Source organism: Clostridium sp. AM46-21, assembly GCF_003480025.1.
In the GTDB taxonomy this organism is placed as follows: domain Bacteria; phylum Bacillota; class Clostridia; order Lachnospirales; family Lachnospiraceae; genus Coprococcus; species Coprococcus ammoniilyticus.
This window is the reverse complement of the sequence record NZ_QUIB01000008.1, coordinates 49,884-67,759: the sequence shown is the minus strand read 5'-3', so window position 1 is coordinate 67,759 and position 17,876 is coordinate 49,884. Positions and strand designations below refer to the sequence as shown.

Annotated in this window: 11 protein-coding genes; 3 read left to right on the top strand and 8 right to left on the bottom strand. The window is 43.2% G+C overall.

Translation table 11 applies throughout. The features are described 5' to 3' along the window. Positions 1 to 8 precede the first annotated feature (8 nt). From whiA to hprK, 5 genes are all read right to left on the bottom strand, one after another. On the bottom strand, positions 9 to 980 hold the full coding sequence (whiA, locus tag DW959_RS07130; protein WP_021944837.1) for a DNA-binding protein WhiA: 972 nt from the start codon (positions 978 to 980) through the stop codon (positions 9 to 11). Between the two features lie 16 nt (positions 981 to 996). Further along, positions 997 to 1,875 carry an RNase adapter RapZ gene (rapZ, locus tag DW959_RS07125; RefSeq protein ID WP_117808479.1) on the bottom strand — a complete coding sequence of 293 codons (879 nt, stop codon included), beginning with the start codon at positions 1,873 to 1,875 and terminating at the stop codon, positions 997 to 999. A 1-nt stretch (position 1,876) separates the two neighbouring features. Continuing rightward, a complete protein-coding gene (gene murB / locus DW959_RS07120) occupies positions 1,877 to 2,785 on the bottom strand; it encodes a UDP-N-acetylmuramate dehydrogenase (protein WP_117823372.1) in 909 nt (302 codons plus the stop codon). A 242-nt stretch (positions 2,786 to 3,027) separates the two neighbouring features. Further along, positions 3,028 to 3,969, bottom strand: coding sequence for an ROK family glucokinase (locus tag DW959_RS07115; RefSeq protein ID WP_021944834.1), 942 nt, complete (start codon positions 3,967 to 3,969; stop codon positions 3,028 to 3,030). A gap of 4 nt (positions 3,970 to 3,973) precedes the next feature. After that, positions 3,974 to 4,924 (bottom strand): HPr(Ser) kinase/phosphatase, encoded by a 951-nt coding sequence (gene hprK / locus DW959_RS07110; RefSeq protein WP_008401344.1) that lies wholly within the window; start codon positions 4,922 to 4,924, stop codon positions 3,974 to 3,976. A gap of 188 nt (positions 4,925 to 5,112) precedes the next feature. Here hprK and uvrC point away from each other — a divergent pair, with 188 nt between their 5' ends. Together uvrC and yfbR are read left to right on the top strand one after the other, a co-directional pair. After that, positions 5,113 to 6,927: an excinuclease ABC subunit UvrC gene (gene uvrC, locus DW959_RS07105; protein WP_118615782.1), complete on the top strand. Its 1,815-nt coding sequence runs from the start codon at positions 5,113 to 5,115 to the stop codon at positions 6,925 to 6,927. Between the two features lie 358 nt (positions 6,928 to 7,285). Further along, a complete protein-coding gene (yfbR, locus tag DW959_RS07100) occupies positions 7,286 to 7,876 on the top strand; it encodes a 5'-deoxynucleotidase (RefSeq protein WP_117808482.1) in 591 nt (196 codons plus the stop codon). A 284-nt stretch (positions 7,877 to 8,160) separates the two neighbouring features. On the opposite strand, the gene ftsH is transcribed toward yfbR, so the two are convergent. Then, complete coding sequence (gene ftsH / locus DW959_RS07095) at positions 8,161 to 10,035, bottom strand: ATP-dependent zinc metalloprotease FtsH (protein WP_182430062.1); 1,875 nt, start codon at positions 10,033 to 10,035, stop codon at positions 8,161 to 8,163. 137 nt (positions 10,036 to 10,172) lie between these two features. Next, entirely contained in the window at positions 10,173 to 11,312 is a 1,140-nt protein-coding gene (locus tag DW959_RS07090) for a hypothetical protein (RefSeq protein ID WP_118615780.1), read from the bottom strand. 152 nt (positions 11,313 to 11,464) lie between these two features. Between DW959_RS07090 and DW959_RS07085 the strand changes: the two genes are divergently transcribed. Beyond that, a complete protein-coding gene (locus tag DW959_RS07085; RefSeq protein WP_118615778.1) occupies positions 11,465 to 12,193 on the top strand; it encodes a hypothetical protein in 729 nt (242 codons plus the stop codon). Positions 12,194 to 12,326: 133 nt separating this feature from the next. Here the strand turns inward: DW959_RS07085 and DW959_RS07080 are convergent, their stop codons facing one another. Further along, positions 12,327 to 17,792, bottom strand: a complete 5,466-nt coding sequence (locus tag DW959_RS07080) for a fibronectin type III domain-containing protein (protein WP_118615776.1) — start codon at positions 17,790 to 17,792, stop codon at positions 12,327 to 12,329. Between the last annotated feature and the right edge of the window lie 84 nt (positions 17,793 to 17,876).

Genomic DNA, 17,876 nt, shown 5'->3' with positions numbered 1-17,876 from the left:
TTTTCCTCCTACACATACGACTTTTGTCTTAGGTCTTCTGCTATTTCACTTATTTTTCTTAATCTATGATTGACTCCCGATTTTCCAATGGGAGGATTCATCATCTCGCCTAATTCTTTCAGCGACGCATCCGGTTCTTCCAGCCGGAGTTCTGCAAGACTCCGCAGATTATCCGGAAGATATGTGATACCTCTTGTTTCTATCACATAATTGATATCCTGGATCTGTCGGACAGCCGCACTGACTGTTTTATTCAGATTCGCTGCTTCGCAATTTACCCTGCGGTTTACATTATTACTTATATCTTTTAATATTCTCACATTTTCCATATTCATTAAAGAAATGTGAGCGCCCATGATGTTCAACATATCAACGATCATGGTTCCATCCTTTATATAACAGACACTATACTTTTTTCTGGCAATGACACGGCTTTCGATATCAAGCTCCGCCATGATCTTCCCGATCATTCCGGCACGATCCTCATTATTACAGACGATCTCCAGATGATATCCTTTCTTCGGATCACTGACCGATCCGGATGTCATAAATACACCTTTGATAAATGCCCGTTTGCAGCATTGCTGCTGCACAACCATCCGGTTGACTGTCATATCCTGACAGCTTACCTTTGCTACGCCATTCTGAGATATCCCAAAATCAGGCGAGAGCTTCAGTGTCTGCATCATCCGTTCGATCTCCTGTTGCTGATCTAACACCATCCGGTAGATTCGGCTGTTGCTCCCGGTTCTTTTTACGGAACATTCCATACGGATATCAAATAATACCTTGATCAAAGCTGCCATCGTCTTTGCTATAATACTGCGTTCTGTCGTTATACAGAGTTTAAAGAGTGAACCATTCCTGTACCATACATCTGCCACCATCGACATCATTCCTGAAAGCTCTGCGATCCTGCAGTGTCTGGCACTGCTGATATTCTTCGCAAGTTCTGCTTTTACTTCCGAGGAAAAGGACATATGTCTCACTCCTGTTCTACAATTTCTTTACGACTGCATCTTTTCCGATATCACGGTGATATATTCTCACAGTGTATGTGGATTTCTGCAGACGACTATATACTTCATTCGCGATCGTTACAGAACGGTGTTTGCCACCGGTACAGCCGATCGAGATAACAAGCTGGTTCTTGCCTTCTTTAATATAATTCGGAATCAGGAACTGTACCAGATCTATAAATTTATCCAGAAATTCCGGTCCTTCCTTACAGTTCATGACATAATCCTGAATCACCTTATCATTTCCGGTCAGTGGTCTCAATTCTTCATCATAATAAGGATTTGGCAGGAATCTTACATCCTGCACAATATCCGAATCTCTTGGGATTCCATATTTGAAGCCAAATGACATAATGGTAATGATAAAATTCCCATATTCCATATTCTGCACAAAGATCTTATCCAGTTCAGATTTAAACTCCCGAACCAACAAATTCGTTGTATCTATGATATAATCGGCTTCATCCTTGATAAAGCCAATCAGTTCTCTTTCTTTTTTGATACCATCTATGATCCTTCCGTTCTTTGCAGATAATGGATGATTCCTTCTTGTTTCCTTGAACCGTTTTACCAGTTTCTCATCTGAACATTCCATAAACAGGATCTCATACTGGTATCCATTTTCTTTCATGTCATTTAAGCAGGCATTCAACTGGCTTAACGCTCTTCCACTCCGGATATCGACACTGATCGCCACGTTATCAACTTGAATCTGTTCATCATATGCAATTTCCGCAAAACGCTTAATAAGCTGGATTGGAAGATTATCCACACAGAAGTATCCTGCATCCTCCAGCGTTTTCATCGCTGTTGTCTTTCCTGCGCCGCTCATTCCTGTCACAATTACAAATCTCATCCTAGAATGCCCCCAGTGTCTTTATCTCAAGCTCCAGATCCACACCGGAACTGTCTTTTACTTTTTTCTTTACATCGTCTACCAACTGCATAACATCAGCCGCCGTTGCGCCGCCTTTGTTCACCACAAAACCACAATGCTTCTCTGATACCTGAGCTCCTCCTACAGTATAACCGCGAAGTCCCGCATCCATGATCAGCTTTCCTGCAAAATATCCCTCCGGTCGTTTAAAAGTTGATCCTGCCGACGGATATTCCAGTGGCTGCTTTGAGATTCTCGCTTCTGCCAGCCGTTTCATCTCTTCATCTATCTTATCCATATCTCCGGTCTGAAGTTCAATTACAGCTTCCAGCACAACCAGGCCATCCTGTTCTGCCTTACTGTGGCGGTAGCCGAATTCCATATCTGCACCCGCGATCTCATAGATCTGTCCATCCTGATCCAGCACCTTTACAGATGTGATAATATGCTTCATCTCTCCGCCATATGCTCCTGCATTCATATAAACAGCACCGCCAACGCTACCCGGTATACCAGATGCAAATTCCATTCCGGTCAGTCCGTGCTGTTTTGCTGTTACCGCAGTTTTAATCAGGGATGCACCTGCCTGCGCAGTGATCCTTGTTCCTTCCACCGTGATCCTAGACATTCCATCTGCTATATGAATGATCATTCCACGATAGCCAGCATCTGATACCAGTAAGTTGCTTCCATTTCCCATAATAAAAAACGGAACTTTTTCCTTTTTACAGAGGTCTGCAAGCTCTGCGATCTGCTCCGGTTTCTCCGGTTCAGCAATAAAATCTGCTTTTCCACCGATCCGGAAGGTTGTATATCGGTTCAAAGGTTCTTTTGTTTTTATTCTGTTTTCTCCTGTGATCGCTGCTGCGCTCTCATAAAACGATGTCATATAATTTTAAACTCCTGACCTGTTTTTATTCCGGATTCTCAAGAATCTTATAAACCTGATAGACAAAACAAAGCCTTTAACATAAGGTTTTGCATGCTGTTCCAGTTGATTTCTCAAAATCTCAAACACTACCATACAATATCATACATTAAAGGCTTTTAGAATTCAATATTAAAAATGTATAGAATTTTCAGGGCGTTTCAACCCGATTTATGTAATTTCACATAGTTTACTTAATACTTTTACTGATTCAGTATACTGCACGCACCACCATACATACCCGCATCGTTACCAAGTGTAGCAAGTGCAAACTTGGTCTGTCTGCATGCATGAAATGCATATTGTGCAAAATATTTTGCAGTTGTATCGATCAGGATATCTCCTGCTCTGGATACGCCACCACCGATTACGAAGATTTCAGGATCTACTACACATGCGATCTGGGCAAGTGCTTTTCCAAGAACCTTTCCATGATTTTCTACCAGTGTTGCTGCAAGCTCATCACCTTCTTTTGCTGCATCAAAGATCTCTTTTGCTGAAATGTACTGGATCTGACGAAGCTTGGATGGCTTGTCTGTTGTATTTAAAATGATCTTTGCCATACGAACGATACCGGTTGCTGATGTATACTGTTCCAGACAGCCCTTGTTACCACATCCGCATACTTCTGTCTCGTCGTCATTTACGCAAATATGTCCGATCTCACCGCCTGCACCGTTGGTTCCCGCGAGCATCTTTCCATTTAAAATAATACCGCCGCCGACACCGGTTCCAAGTGTTACCATTACGATATCCTTATGGCCTTTTCCGCCGCCCTGCCACATCTCACCGAGCGCTGCCATGTTTGCATCATTTCCGGCTTTTACAGGAAGGTCTAATAATTTGCTGAGTTCTTCTTCTACATTGAAGATTCCCCATCCAAGGTTTACACATTTGATAACCGTGCCGTCTGCCTTTACAGGACCCGGAACACCCATTCCAACACCTGCTACATCAGACTTCTCGATCCTTTTCTCTGCCAGTTTATCTTCAACAGATGCTGCGATATCGCTTAAGATATATTTTCCGCCTTCATCTGTTCTTGTTGTGATCTCCCATTTCTCAACCATCTCACCCTGTGTTGTAAACAGACCGATCTTTACGGTTGTTCCTCCGATATCTACTCCAAATACATAGTTTGCCATTTTTCTACTGCTCCTCCTTATTTGCATTGCCCTTCATAATATTCTGCGTCACTCTGTTATATAATTCCTGTGCCGCATTATATCCCATCTTCTTCTGTCTATGGTTAACCGCTGCAGATTCAACAATGATCGCGATATTTCTGCCCGGACGGATCGGAATATTATGACTTACGACTTTATTTCCAAGAAATTCCGTGTACTGGTCTTCCAGTCCCAGACGGTCATACTCCGTATCCTTGCTCCACTCTTCCAGATTGATGACCAGATCGATGTTCTGATCCAGCTTTACACATTCTACACCAAACAGTGATTTTACGTCAATGATTCCAATACCACGCAGCTCGATAAAATGTCTGGTAATATCCGGTGCTCGTCCAACCAGCGTCGCATCACTGACCTTCTTGATCTCAACCACATCATCTGCAACCAGACGGTGCCCTCTCTTGATCAGCTCCAGAGCAGCCTCCGATTTACCGATACCACTCTCACCCATGATCAGAACACCTTCGCCGTATACATCGACCAGTACAGCATGTACGGATATTCTTGGTGCCAGTTCTACATGGAGCCAACGATCTACCTCATGAACAAATGCAGATGTAACAGCACTTGATGTGAGGACAGGCACTCCGTGTTTCTTTCCTGCTTCTATAATAAATTCATATGGTTCCAGATCTCTGCAGAATATCAGACACGGCGGCTTATATGAGAAAAATTCATTTATGATCTTGATATTTTCTTCCTCTGTATGCATCGCCGCAATATAGGCATGTTCTACATTTCCGCATATCTGGATACGTCCTGCATCAAAATGTTCAAAGAATCCTCCAAACTGTACCGCCGGGCGGTTCATACCCGGATCCTGGATCAGCACCTTATCGGTATCGATCTCCGGTGTATAATTCTTCAGATTCATTTTCTCTATGAGTTTGGATACTGTTATACTATAAACCATCTTCTCCTCCTGTTTTCCCTAGTTTCAGTTCTTGTTTCATTATATTCTACAACCTATTTATCGTCAATTCATCAATTTATTTTTTCAGGAAAAAAGCCACCTGTTTTCTGAATCTTATGTTATACTGATTTCTATGTGTGAATCTGCTGTTTTTAGAATACGCAGCGGAAAGGATATGAATTCAAAGTATGTTTAATTTTGAAGAAGAATTAAAAAAACTGCCTCATACACCGGGTGTCTATCTGATGCATAACAAGACCGATGAAATCATCTATGTCGGCAAAGCCATTGATCTGTATAACCGGGTACACCAGTATTTTCAGTCAGGATATAAACGCTCACCTAAAATCGAAAAAATGGTCAGCCACATCGCGTGGTTTGAATATATCATCTGCGAATCTGAAATTGAAGCACTGGTGCTGGAATGTAATCTGATCAAAGAACACCGTCCGCACTACAATACAATGCTTACGGATGACAAAAGCTATCCATACATCAAGATCACAGTCAACGAGGATTTCCCTCGTATTCTGTTCTCGCATCAGATGCACCGGGATCACGCCAGATATTTTGGTCCTTATACTAATGCAGGTGCTGTCAAGGATACCATTGATCTGTTAAAAAAACTATATCATCTGCGAAGCTGCAACAAAAAGCTGCCACAGGAAACAGGGCTGGATCGTCCATGTCTGTATTACCACATCGGACAGTGCAAGGCTCCCTGTCAGGGTTACATCTCAAAAGAGGACTACAGCAGACAGGTGGGACAGGCAATCCATTTTCTGACCGGGCATCACCAGCAGACGGTAAAAGAACTGGAAGAAAAGATGAAACAGTTGGCAGCCGATATGGAATTTGAACAGGCGGCAGAGGTTCGTGATCTGATCGAAAGCATCAAGCACATCGCATCAAAGCAGCGTGTTGACAACACAACAACCGATGACCGTGACGTGATCGCGATGGCTACCAACAACATGAACGAAGGCGTTATCTCGGTCTTTTTCATCCGAAACGGCAAGATGATCGGCAGAGAACATTTTCATATGACCGGTGTGCAGTCGGAATCTTATGGAGATATTATGGCTGCATTTTTAAAACAGTATTACGCTTCTACTCCATTTCTCCCTAAGGAGATCATTCTGGAGCATGAAGTAAATGAGCAGGAGCTGATCGAACAATACTTAAGCGAACGACGGGGAAATCTGGTACACATCCTCACACCTCAAAAAGGTGACAAAGCTAAGCTGTTAAAGCTTGCGCGTGACAATGCTTTTCTTGTTCTGACACAGGATACTGAAAAGCTGAAACGGGAGCAGGCTCGAACAGAAGGTGCTGCAAAGGAACTGGCAGAACTGATCGGTGTCCCATCTGCCAAACGGCTGGAAGCCTTCGATATCTCGCACATCAGCGGCTACCATTCGGTTGCTTCGATGGTGGTCTTTGAAAATGGAAAAGCCAGGTCAAATGAATACCGCAAATTCAAATTAAGAACGATCGACGGACCGGATGACTACGCCAGTATGCGCGAGGTTCTGACAAGACGATTTACCGATGAACGTTTTAAGGTCTATCCTGACATCCTTATGATGGATGGTGGTAAGGGACAGGTCAACATTGCCCTGGAGGTTCTTGACGAACTACATCTGAATATTCCGGTCTGCGGTATGGTAAAGGATGACTACCACCGGACCAGAGGACTGTATTATAACAATAAAGAAGTGGAATTTCCAAAGAATACACAGGCATTTGACATGGTTACCCGTTTGCAGGACGAAGCCCACCGTTTTGCCATCGAATATCACAGAAGCCTCAGGAGCAAATCTCAGGTACATTCTATCCTTGAGGATATACCGGGCATCGGCCCTGCCAGACGAAAGGATCTGATGGGGTACTTCAAGGATATTTCAAGGATCCGGGAGGCATCCATCGAAGAACTGATGCAGGCGCCATCCATGAACCGGAATGCCGCCGAAGCGGTGTACGGATTTTTCCACAAGGAGTGAGCTAACCTGTGAATATATCTGCAAAAGATGGAAATAGCATAATATATTTGGACACTTTTGACCTTACCAACCAGGGGACGTTCCCACTCGTTTCCACTCTGTGTAACTTCGAACTAACCTCGGCTAAGCCTCGCTAAGGTCTCAGTTACTCCTGCAGCGGTACTAAGATGCTGCTAATGCACCATCACACCACAGGGGTGCGCTTTCGTTCTAAGCTCGTGCAAGCACTCACTAAGTACGAAATGTGAGTACCGGCGGACTCAAATGCCCCTGTTTTGGTAAGTCAAACTGTCCAAATATAATTTACTTTCTTATTTTTTTGCAGATATATTCACAATTATTTAATAAGGAGATAACGATGGAATATAATTTTTTTGCTATGATTTCAAGGATGAAATACATCGACCGCTGGGCGTTGATGCGGAATACCAGAGAAGAAAATCTGTGTGAGCACAGTCTGGAAGTCAGCATTATCGCTCATGCACTTGCCGTGATCGGCAATACCTATTATGAAAAGGATCTGAATGCGGAGCGGGCTGCTCTGATCGGACTATACCATGACGCTTCAGAGATCATAACCGGTGATATGCCGACACCGGTCAAGTATTATAACGATGCTATCAAGGAATCCTTTAAAATGATCGAGAAAACAGCCTGCTACAAGCTGTTAAACAAACTGCCGGATGAAATGAAACCACAGTATGAACCACTCTTCTTCCGCCAGTCCGGAGATGAATATATCTGGAAGCTTGTAAAAGCGGCAGATAAACTATCTGCTCTTATCAAATGTATGGAAGAAACCTCTGTCGGCAATCCGGAATTCTCCAGCGCCTACGAATCCACAAAGATCGCTGTCGACAAGCTGGCTGCCGACCTTCCGGAGGTTGAACGCTTTCTGTCTGACTTCCTCCCGGCCTACGGCAAAAACCTCGACCAGCTTCAATTTTAAATAATTCTTGTTTTCAGATAGAGCCCAACAGGCATAAAAAACTGAATGCAACAGCATTTTCAGATAACAATATCAAAAGTCACCGGCATATATCACAGCATACACTGTTATGAAGCAAGCCTTTCCGAGCGTCGGTACTTAAGTTGCGTCTTTTGCAACTTTATGTACCGCTACGCCGAGGAACAGAGCGCAAGCGTCTTGCGGAATAACATGTGTATACTGCGATATATGGCAGTGGCTTTTCGTTAATCATTAGCAAATGCTGTTGCATTCAGTTTTTCTATTTATCTCTGTGGTTCCACCTGAGCAAGAATTGACATGAATTCTTTGCCGGTGATCGTTTCATGTTCTATAAGAAAGCTGGCGATAGAATCCAAAGCTGCCATATGGGCAGACAAAAGTTTCTTTGCTTTATTATAGGAATCTCGCAGCATATCACGGATCTCCTTATCGATCTTGGTTGCAGTCTCATCGGAACACTGAAGGGCAAGATTTCTGTCCAGATACTGTCCTTCTATTGATTCAAGCTGCACCATACCGAATTTATCTGACATACCATACATGGTTATCATAGCCCTGGCGGTCTTGGTCGCCTTCTCGATATCATTTGATGCTCCTGTCGTTACAGAGTCAAATTTCAATTCTTCCGCTGCACGTCCGCCAAGCAGGGTTATAAGCTCTGCTTCCAGCTCTTTCTTGGATTCCAGATATTTTTCTTCTTCCGGAACCTGCCATACATAACCAAGGGAACCCATGGTTCTTGGAACGATCGTAATCCTCTGGATCGGCTCCGTATGCTTCTGGAGTGCTGCAAGCAATGCATGTCCGACTTCATGATAAGCAACGATCTGTTTTTCTTCTTTGCTGAGCAGACGATCCTTTTTCTCTTTGCCTGCAAATACAACCTCTACCGCACCGATCAGATCCTGTTGGGAAACCAGACTTCTGCCATCTCTGACGGCTGCCAGTGCTCCCTCATTTATGATATTTGCAAGATCCGCACCAACCGCACCTGAAGTTGCAAGTGCCAGTTCATGAAGATCAACCGTTTCATCCATCTTGACATTCTTGGAATGAACCTTCAGTGTATCGATTCTTCCCTTCAGATCCGGCTTCTCTACGATAACTCTGCGGTCAAATCGTCCCGGACGAAGAAGTGCCTTATCAAGCACCTCAGGACGATTCGTTGCTGCAAGGATCACAATACCCTTTGATGTATCAAAGCCATCCATCTCTGCAAGAAGCTGATTCAGGGTCTGCTCCCGTTCGGAATCTCCGCCATGCCTGGAATCTCTGCTTCTTCCAATTGCATCGATCTCATCAATAAATATAATACATGGTGCCATCTGTGTCGCCTGTTTGAACAGATCTCTGACACGGGAAGCACCCACACCGACATACATCTCTACAAAGCTGGACCCGGACATGGAAAAGAATGGTACATTTGCTTCACCTGCCACTGCTTTTGCAAGCAGGGTCTTACCGGTTCCCGGAGGACCGACAAGCAGTGCCCCCTTTGGCAGCTTCGCTCCGATATCCAGATATTTCTTTGGATTATGAAGGAAATCGACCATCTCTGTCAGAGATTCCTTAGCCTCTTCCTCTCCGGCAACATCCGCAAAGGTAACACCTGTTTTCTTCTCAACGTAAATCTTCGCATTTGCTCTACCTACACCGCCGCTTCGCTTCATGATCATCGACAACAACAGATAGAATGCAACGATCATTACAATGTAAGAAATGATCGTGCCAACCATGGCACTTCCGCTCTCATCAATGCCTTCATATTCTGTTCCATATTTCGTCTTTGCCTGACGAAGCTTCTCTGCCAGACTGTCATCCGATATTCTGGTTGCAGTATATTTTGTCTTACTGATCACCTTATCATCGGCATTATTTTCAAATACGATCTTGCTTCCATAGATCTTTACGGAACCAACCTCGCCCTTATCTAACATCTCGATAAACTGACCATATGTGACTTCCTCTTCCCTGCCGGATGACACCCGGTCAAATACGCGCCAGAATAAAAATGTCAGTAAAATGGAAATAACCAGGATCACCATGATCGAGCGATTGTTTCTTCCCTTATTTCCATTATTATTGTTATTATTGTTATTATTGTTGTTATTACTGTTATCAGGTAAATTGTTGTCCAATCAGAACCTCCTTTTTATACAGCCTGCCTGCTGTATTCTTCTTTTGTATATATTTCCGGCAATTCCGCATCCATTATAACCACGTTTTTCCCGGCTTTCAAGATGGTACTGCTTTTGTTCATGAAGATTTAACCTTTCTATTCACCCAGATAGTCCATCGCAATACCAAGAGAGGTTTCTCCTCTGCTGATCGTCAGGCTCCATTTTCCGATCTGAAGGTCTGTATAATTTGCACTGGAATCATCCGCAGAATACTCCTTTTCCTGATAGGAGCGGATCATCTCTGTTGTCCGTTCCAGACTGTCGCCCTGAAGCGTTTCATCCTCAAGTGCCATTACCAGATCTTCATAGATCTGATCCAGACAGAAACCATCATCGACATCCGGCGGATACTGCCATATTCGGACAGAGTGGATCGCCTGTGTATTCAGATCACTGTTTATGCTCACATCAATGCCATATTCGTCATCTGAAATATACTTTTCTTTATTATAGTATGTAAATGTATCTCCGTTTTGATACGAGTATTCATACAAACTCAGATTCCCGGCAGTCCCTGTACTTGTATCTTCAAATAAAATGTTATCTTCCTCTGCATTCTGTAAAAAAGCAGCCTCCAGCTCATCACTGGTGACGCCCTCATAATGAGCCACACCATCACAGGCTTCTCCCCGGTCATACACTTCATCGGCTGATAAGCCAACCAGACTGTCTGTGCCATAATCCGTGGTTTCTCCCGGCTGATAGATATAGCGGTAGCTGTATCCGTTCTCATCTACATAGTTTTTCTCATCCTGTTCATCCAGCATCTCATGTAATTCATCCAGAGATTCCTGCATCTTCTGCTTATCCCGGTACTGCTGCCATGCATCCCACAAGCTGCTCATCCGGAAGCATACTCCAATCGCAGCCAGAAAAAGCAGGCCAGAGATCACACTCTCTGCTTTTTTCGATTTCTTTTTCTTTGTCGTATAGGTCGTATCCAGATTCGGCATAGGGTTTGCCGATGTCGGAGTCCGATTCGCCCATTTCGGAAGCTCGGTTTCAAACTCATCATGGCAATCCGTTACTTCATCCTCAACTTCAGGTTTGTCCGCACTGTAGTCCGATACATCCCCACTATATTGATACTCTCTCTGATAATCTTCAGGCTCTCGTCTTTCGTTCAGATAAAAGCTGTGGCTGGTTTCTATCGGTGTTACAAACCGTTTACAGGTTTTACAAAAATTAATACTGTTTACTTTTCCATCACATATCGGACAGATCTTTGTTCCCATAAGTACCTCCTCTTTCTTTTCGATACTTTATTTCTAACGCTAACTTTATATTCTTTTTCGGCATCCGTCAATATTCTTTTCTCCGGCTTGACATCCCCATGGAAACTCACTATTATTTTTTTAACTTATGATCTACAGGAGGTTTATGTCACATGCCCGGTTTTCTGATGCATCTGATCGAGGGTGAAATGATAATCAATAAAATAAATACAGGTGTAACTTCCGCAGCCGATTCCCGTCTGTTGGCAATAAAGGCCGACCCGGAACAGTTTCTCCTCGGCTGTATCCTGCCGGATATCACGGATAATAAAGAAAGAACGCATTTCCGTCCGGCATGGCAGAAGAATCTGATCACTAAATATCCGGATCTTGTTTATATCCGCGCTCTCTACCCGGATGATGCGATATTGTCACCGGCTGACTATGGCATCCTGGCACATCTGCATCTGGATACTCATTATGTGACTGATTTCTGGCCGGAATATTTCACTATAGAAGATACCGCAGGGAATACCTGTTTTGATACAAGACAACCTTTGTATGTTCACATTTCCTCACAACCGGAAAAAAAGATTCCTCTGGCAGAATTTTTCTCTGACCGGTACTTTTATGGAGAATATGATAGGATCAATCCACGTCTGCTAAAGGACTTTCATCCATATATACCGGAACAAATCACTTATCATCCGGAGTTTGTACATATTACAGAATGCCGGCCGGAGGATCCGTCACAGATCACAAAAGCTCTGCAGACGTACATTATTCAGAATCCGTCACCTGCCCCGGAAGCTTCCGTCACCCGTTCTGAGATTTTTCCATATGATGCAGTCATTGAATTTCTGGAACATATGGCAGATACATTTTTTACAGAATTCATTTAACCTGTCTTCCATATCAGCAGCCAAAATAATATTTATAATTTCACCCATAACAAACAGCCATCGATGCGTCGGAAACGGATCCATATATGGATCCGGCTTCCTTTTCATCAATGGCTGTTTGTTATTTTCCCGCTTATTTAATCTTCGCTTTTACTTTAACGGAATAAGCACCATATGTTTTTTTCTTATTCAGAGTTTTATATGCTCTGACCTTGAAATAATATGTCTTTCCTTTTTTCAGGCTCTTCTTTGTCAGATTCAGCTTCTTTGTATCGCCGATCTTCTTATACTTGCCTTTCTTTGAGGTTGCCATATATACCTGATATCCACTGGCACCGGCTACCTTCTTCCAGCTTATCTTACATGCCTTTGATTTCGCTGTCGTCTTTACTGATTTTACCTTTGATGGCTTCGTTACAAATGCCTTACTCTTCTCTTTGCCCTTTATCTTAGAGTTTCCTGACTTCTTATAAGCATATACACTATAAGTGTATTTGGTTCCTGCTTTCAGCTTCTTCGCATTGTAAGAAGATGCATTCTTACCCACCGTTTTTATAAGTTTCTTCTTGCCGGAGCCCTGCTTCTGGTAGATCATATATCCATCTGCATCAGATACCTTCTTCCATGTGATCTTTGCAGAAGTTGTCTTGATCTTGCTTACTGTAATCTTTTTCGTTACACCAGGCTTCTTCACATTCGGTGTGGTCTTTGCCTTAATCACAAATGTCTTTGACGCACTTCCTGTATAATTGCCTTTTCCGGTTATCACAACCTTCGCTGTACCAACATTTGTATTGTTGGAATATGCTGCCGTGTAATCTGTATTCAGCTTCAGCACCTTACCCTTTAATGTAACAGTAACTGCAGGTGTTAACGCTTTTCCGGTGTAAGTCTGATCTGCCACCGTTATAACTGCCGCAGACAGATCTGTCTTTGTAACCGGTGTCGTCTGTTTTACAATTGCAAAATACTGTGTCAATGTACCGGTGTAATTTCCATTTCCTGTAATCTGTATCACAGCCTTGGTTGTCGGCTCTGTATTCGACTGATACGATACCGTATAGTCTGCAGATGCACCGGCGCTCAGCACTGCATTTCTTGCTGTATCCTTGACAATAACGGAAGGTGTGACAGCCTTTCCTGTATAGGATACGCTCTTTGTATAGGACACTTTACATTTCTCTATCTGTTTTGGAAGGATCGTAAAGGTTCCATATCCTGTATTTTTAAAGGAATCCGAAAGACCATTTACCGTGATTCTTGCAGTTCCGGCATTGATATTTTCAGAATAGAGCACACTGTATTCGGATGGATCGATCACTCTGCCGGATACCTTTACTGTAACAGCCGGCTTCTGTTCCCTGCCGTTATAAGTCTGGTCCTCTGCCGTTATCTCTGCATCCTTGAGATTGATCTCCTGTTTCTGGATTGAGAAATACCGGTCTATTGTTCCTGTATAATTCCCTTTTCCTGTGATCTGGATCCGTGCAGATGTTGTCACTTCTGTATTGTTCTGATAGCTGACATCATAATCAACATTTTGCTTCAGCTCAACTGCTCCATCCATTACCTTTACTTCCGGACAAACCTGCTTTCCTGTATATGACATCAGATTTGCATAAGTCACAGAAGCGTCTTTCAGAGGCTTCGCCTGGATCGTAAAGTTTTCAGTTATCGTTCCCTTATAATTGCCTTTGCCTGTAACTGTGATCGTTGCAGTTCCGACATTGACATTGTTGGAATATGCCACGTCATAGTTTACAGCCGCCAGTGATCTTCCACTTATCATAACAGTGAATCCCGGTTTCAGTTCTCCTCCTGTATAGGTATATGGAGAACCTGTAACCATGATAAAACCGCCATTATTTATATCAAAAGGCAGAATGGTAAAAGTCTTTTCAACTGTTCCATCATAATTGCCAAGACCTGTTATCTTTGCTTTTGCAGTTCCGGCATTGATGTTATTTGTAAATGCAACTGCATAATCCTTGCCCTTTGTAAGCGTTTTACCATTAAAGGTTACTGTAATATCCGGACTTAACGCTGATCCTGTATAAGTCACTGTACCCACATTCATTACCAGTGAATCATTCAGCGATTTCCGCGTGATCGCAAAAGTTCCAGTTGTGGTTCCCTTATAATTACTGCCGGTTCCGGTCACAGTAACAGTTGCAGTTCCGACATTGGTATTGCCGGAATATGAAACACTGAATTCTGACAGATTTGTGATCCGCTTTCCACCTGTGGTTGTAAGGCTTACAACTGCCGGTGTAAATGCCGCACCTGTATATTCATATGACCGCTGTACAAGTGCTACTTCTGCACCTGTAATATCTGCTGCCACGATCTTAAATGTCAGGGATCTTGTACCTGTATATGCTCCGATTCCCTGTATCGTAATGGTTGCAGTGGAACCGACCGTCTTATTGTTGGTTACTGTTATAGTATAACTCTCACCTTCTACCAGAGTAACTCCATCCTGTGTGATCCTGAGCTTCGGAATAATGGCTTCGCCTCCCTGATACTCCTTATCTCCGATCGATGCTATGCTGATCGAACTGTCATTGATGTTTGTTACGATCTTTGTAATCTTAAATGTACATGTCTGTGTACCGCTGAAGTTTCCATTTCCTGTGATCCGGATCGATGCACTGTCTGTTTCATTTATATTATTGCTATAGGAAACAGTGTAATCCGTTCCCGCCTTCAGTTCGTAGGAACCATAGGTCAGTTTTACAGAAGGCTTTACCTCGGATCCGGTATATATCATCTCTTTGCTGTATTCTGCTTTACAGGATGTGATAGCTCTGGCTGCAATCGTGAAGGTCGTCTTTGCACTTCCGCTGTAGTTGCCTTTTCCTGTTGCTGTAATCTTTCCTGTACCGGCATTAATATTATTTTCATATGATAATTCATAATCTGCATTGGCAGCTAAAGTCGTAGTTCCAATCTTTACGGTTGCTGTCGGCTTCTGCTCACTTCCTGTAAATGTACATGCTGTAATATTACTGAAAACCGCTCCCTTGATCGATTTCTTTGTAACAGTAAATGTTCCTTCTGCACTTCCTGTAAAGTTTGCATTTTTTCCTTTTATAGTTACCGTTGCCGTTCCACAGTTTGTATTATTCGAATAACTTACAGTGAAATTCGTCATACTGGTGTAGGTCTTTCCGGATACAGTTGTAAAGGATGTAACACCCGGAGTCTGTGGCATGCCTGTATATTCATAACTGTCTGCTTCCAAAACAACCTTTGCATTTGTCAGATCAAGTGCAACAACATTAAAGGTTGCTGTTCTTGTTCCTGTATAATCATTGATTCCCGTAATGGTTACTATTGCTGTAGATCCTGCAGTATAGTTATTGGTATAAGTAACCGTATAATCTGTATTCAGAGTGAGGATCGTACCACCATTTCTGACTGTAACAGCAGGTCGGAGTCCCTGTCCTGCATTGTATTCCTGGTCTGCGATCGCATCGACTGTAATCGTTGAAGCATTGACGTCCGTACGATCTCTGGTGATCTTATATGTCAGTACTTTTCTTCCTGTAAAATTACCTTTTCCTGTCACTGTAGCAGTCGCTGCCGTTGTCTCATTTATATTATTGGAATAAGCAACGGTATAATCCGTACCCTCTATTAAGAGCTTCTGACCATATGTGATACGGATATTCGGAGTTGCGGCACTTCCTGTCCATTTTACGCTCTCATCATAACTGAGCGAGCAATCTGCCAGCGCTCTTGCACTGATCTTGAAATTTACAGATTTCGTTCCACTGTATCCGTTCTTTCCGGTGATCGTAACCGTACCTGTACCACAGTTGACATTTGCGCCATATGAAACGGTGTAATCGCTGTCCTTCGTCAGTGTTTTGCCATCATAGGTCACTGTAACCTCCGGTTTGATCTGTGCTCCGGTATAGGTCTGATCCGCAATTGTACTGCACACTGCCCCTGACAGATCCGGCAGGGAAGAAATAATCGTAAAATATACAGTTTTGGAACCTGTATAGTTTCCCTTGAACGTAACAATTACCTTTGCCAGATTGCCGGCTGCTACATTATCTTTATAAGATACCGTATAATCCGTTCCTTCGGTCAGTGTATATCCATCTGAAGTGACCGACGTTACTGTCGGTCTGATCTCTGCACCGGTCTGATCAAAGGATGTTTGATTCAATGTTACCTTTGCTGTATTCGTCACATCCAAAGGATTGACGGTCAATGTACCGGTAACGGTTCCTGTATAATTGCCTTTTCCTGTCGCACTGATTGAAACCGTACCGGCTGTCTTTGCTACATAGCTTGCAACTGTATAATCGATTTTATTCGTCAATGTTGTTCCCAGTTTGCTGTCATAAACACTGATCTTTGGTGAAAATACTTCTGCTCCATATTTATATGTTGCAGGCTCTGCCGTCAAAGTCGCCTTTGAAATATCTCTTGGATTGATCTTAAAAGTGAGGGACTTTGTATTTGTATATTTGCCGCATCCACTGATCATAACCGTTCCATTTCCTGCATTTGTATTTGCGGAATAGGATACCGTATAATCCGTTCCCTGCTTTAATGTCGTGCTTCCATCCTTTACCGTGACAGCCGGTGTCTGTGCCTGTCCATTATATGTACATGATGCTACATTCACGGTCGTCTGTGATATATCCTTTAAGGCTGCACTTCCACTGCTGATCGTATAGTTCAGGGATGTGCTTCCGGTGTAACAATCCTTACCTGTGATCGTCACGGTTGCGGTTCCCGGATTTATATTGCTGCTGTAAGAAAGTGTATAATCCACGCCTTCTTCCAGATACTGATAATCATTATTCTCATCCAGCCAGGAGTTCACATCGGCAATCGTAACCGATGGCTTCTTTTCCTTTCCGTCATAGCTGTAATTGGAATTGCTTAGTGTGATGATCTGATCCTGGATATTGGCAGCCTTCAGATACCAGGTATAGGTTTTGGAACCACTGAAATTATTCATTCCCTTAATCACTGTTGTTCCCTTAGAACCAATCTCCAGATAATTCTCTGAAAGAGTAACATTCTCATAATAATCTTTCTCCGCTACCAGAACCTTTCCATTCCAGGTAACCGATTCGACTGTCGGAGAATTTGCCAGATTCTTTACATACGGAACATAATACTTGCCGGATACAAGCGTCATATCGGATGCAAATTTGACCTTTGCTTTATTGATCGGTGTGACACGAATTTTGAATTTTGCTGTATTGCTTCCTGTATAACCCTTTTCCGGTTTACCGGTTATCGTTGCCACGGCAAGCTCGGTTGCAGTTGACACGTTCACGTTATTTGTGTATACCACATCATAACAGTCCGACGGTACTTCCTCCCCATCTACCTTTACCGTAACCGGTGCTTCGATCGCCTCTCCGGTATAATAATTACCAAGACCGGTTTCCATCGTTGCTACAACAGTAACCTTATGTGCTCCATCCTTTCCGGACAGATCGATCAGATCCGCTGCCTTCACCCAACCTGCAAATGGAATTCCTGCCCCGCCATACGGCATGATCATCGTGATGACCATGACAACGGTAAGGAACCATGCTGCCACTCTTTTTCCATGTTCTCTCATGCTTCTAAAATGCCCTCCTTGCTGTTATGCCCGCTGTATTATACACTTTATACAAGATGTCTCTACATTTGTACTGCCCCTCTG

Coding starts and splice junctions, on each gene's coding strand:
- whiA (WP_021944837.1), bottom strand. CDS start 980: ATGTCCTTTTCCTCGGAAGTAAAAGCAGAACTTGCGAAGAATATCAGC.
- rapZ (WP_117808479.1), bottom strand. CDS start 1,875: ATGAGATTTGTAATTGTGACAGGAATGAGCGGCGCAGGAAAGACAACA.
- murB (WP_117823372.1), bottom strand. CDS start 2,785: ATGACATCGTTTTATGAGAGCGCAGCAGCGATCACAGGAGAAAACAGA.
- DW959_RS07115 (WP_021944834.1), bottom strand. CDS start 3,969: ATGGCAAACTATGTATTTGGAGTAGATATCGGAGGAACAACCGTAAAG.
- hprK (WP_008401344.1), bottom strand. CDS start 4,924: ATGGTTTATAGTATAACAGTATCCAAACTCATAGAGAAAATGAATCTG.
- uvrC (WP_118615782.1), top strand. CDS start 5,113: ATGTTTAATTTTGAAGAAGAATTAAAAAAACTGCCTCATACACCGGGT.
- yfbR (WP_117808482.1), top strand. CDS start 7,286: ATGGAATATAATTTTTTTGCTATGATTTCAAGGATGAAATACATCGAC.
- DW959_RS07090 (WP_118615780.1), bottom strand. CDS start 11,312: ATGGGAACAAAGATCTGTCCGATATGTGATGGAAAAGTAAACAGTATT.
- DW959_RS07085 (WP_118615778.1), top strand. CDS start 11,465: ATGCCCGGTTTTCTGATGCATCTGATCGAGGGTGAAATGATAATCAAT.
- DW959_RS07080 (WP_118615776.1), bottom strand. CDS start 17,792: ATGAGAGAACATGGAAAAAGAGTGGCAGCATGGTTCCTTACCGTTGTC.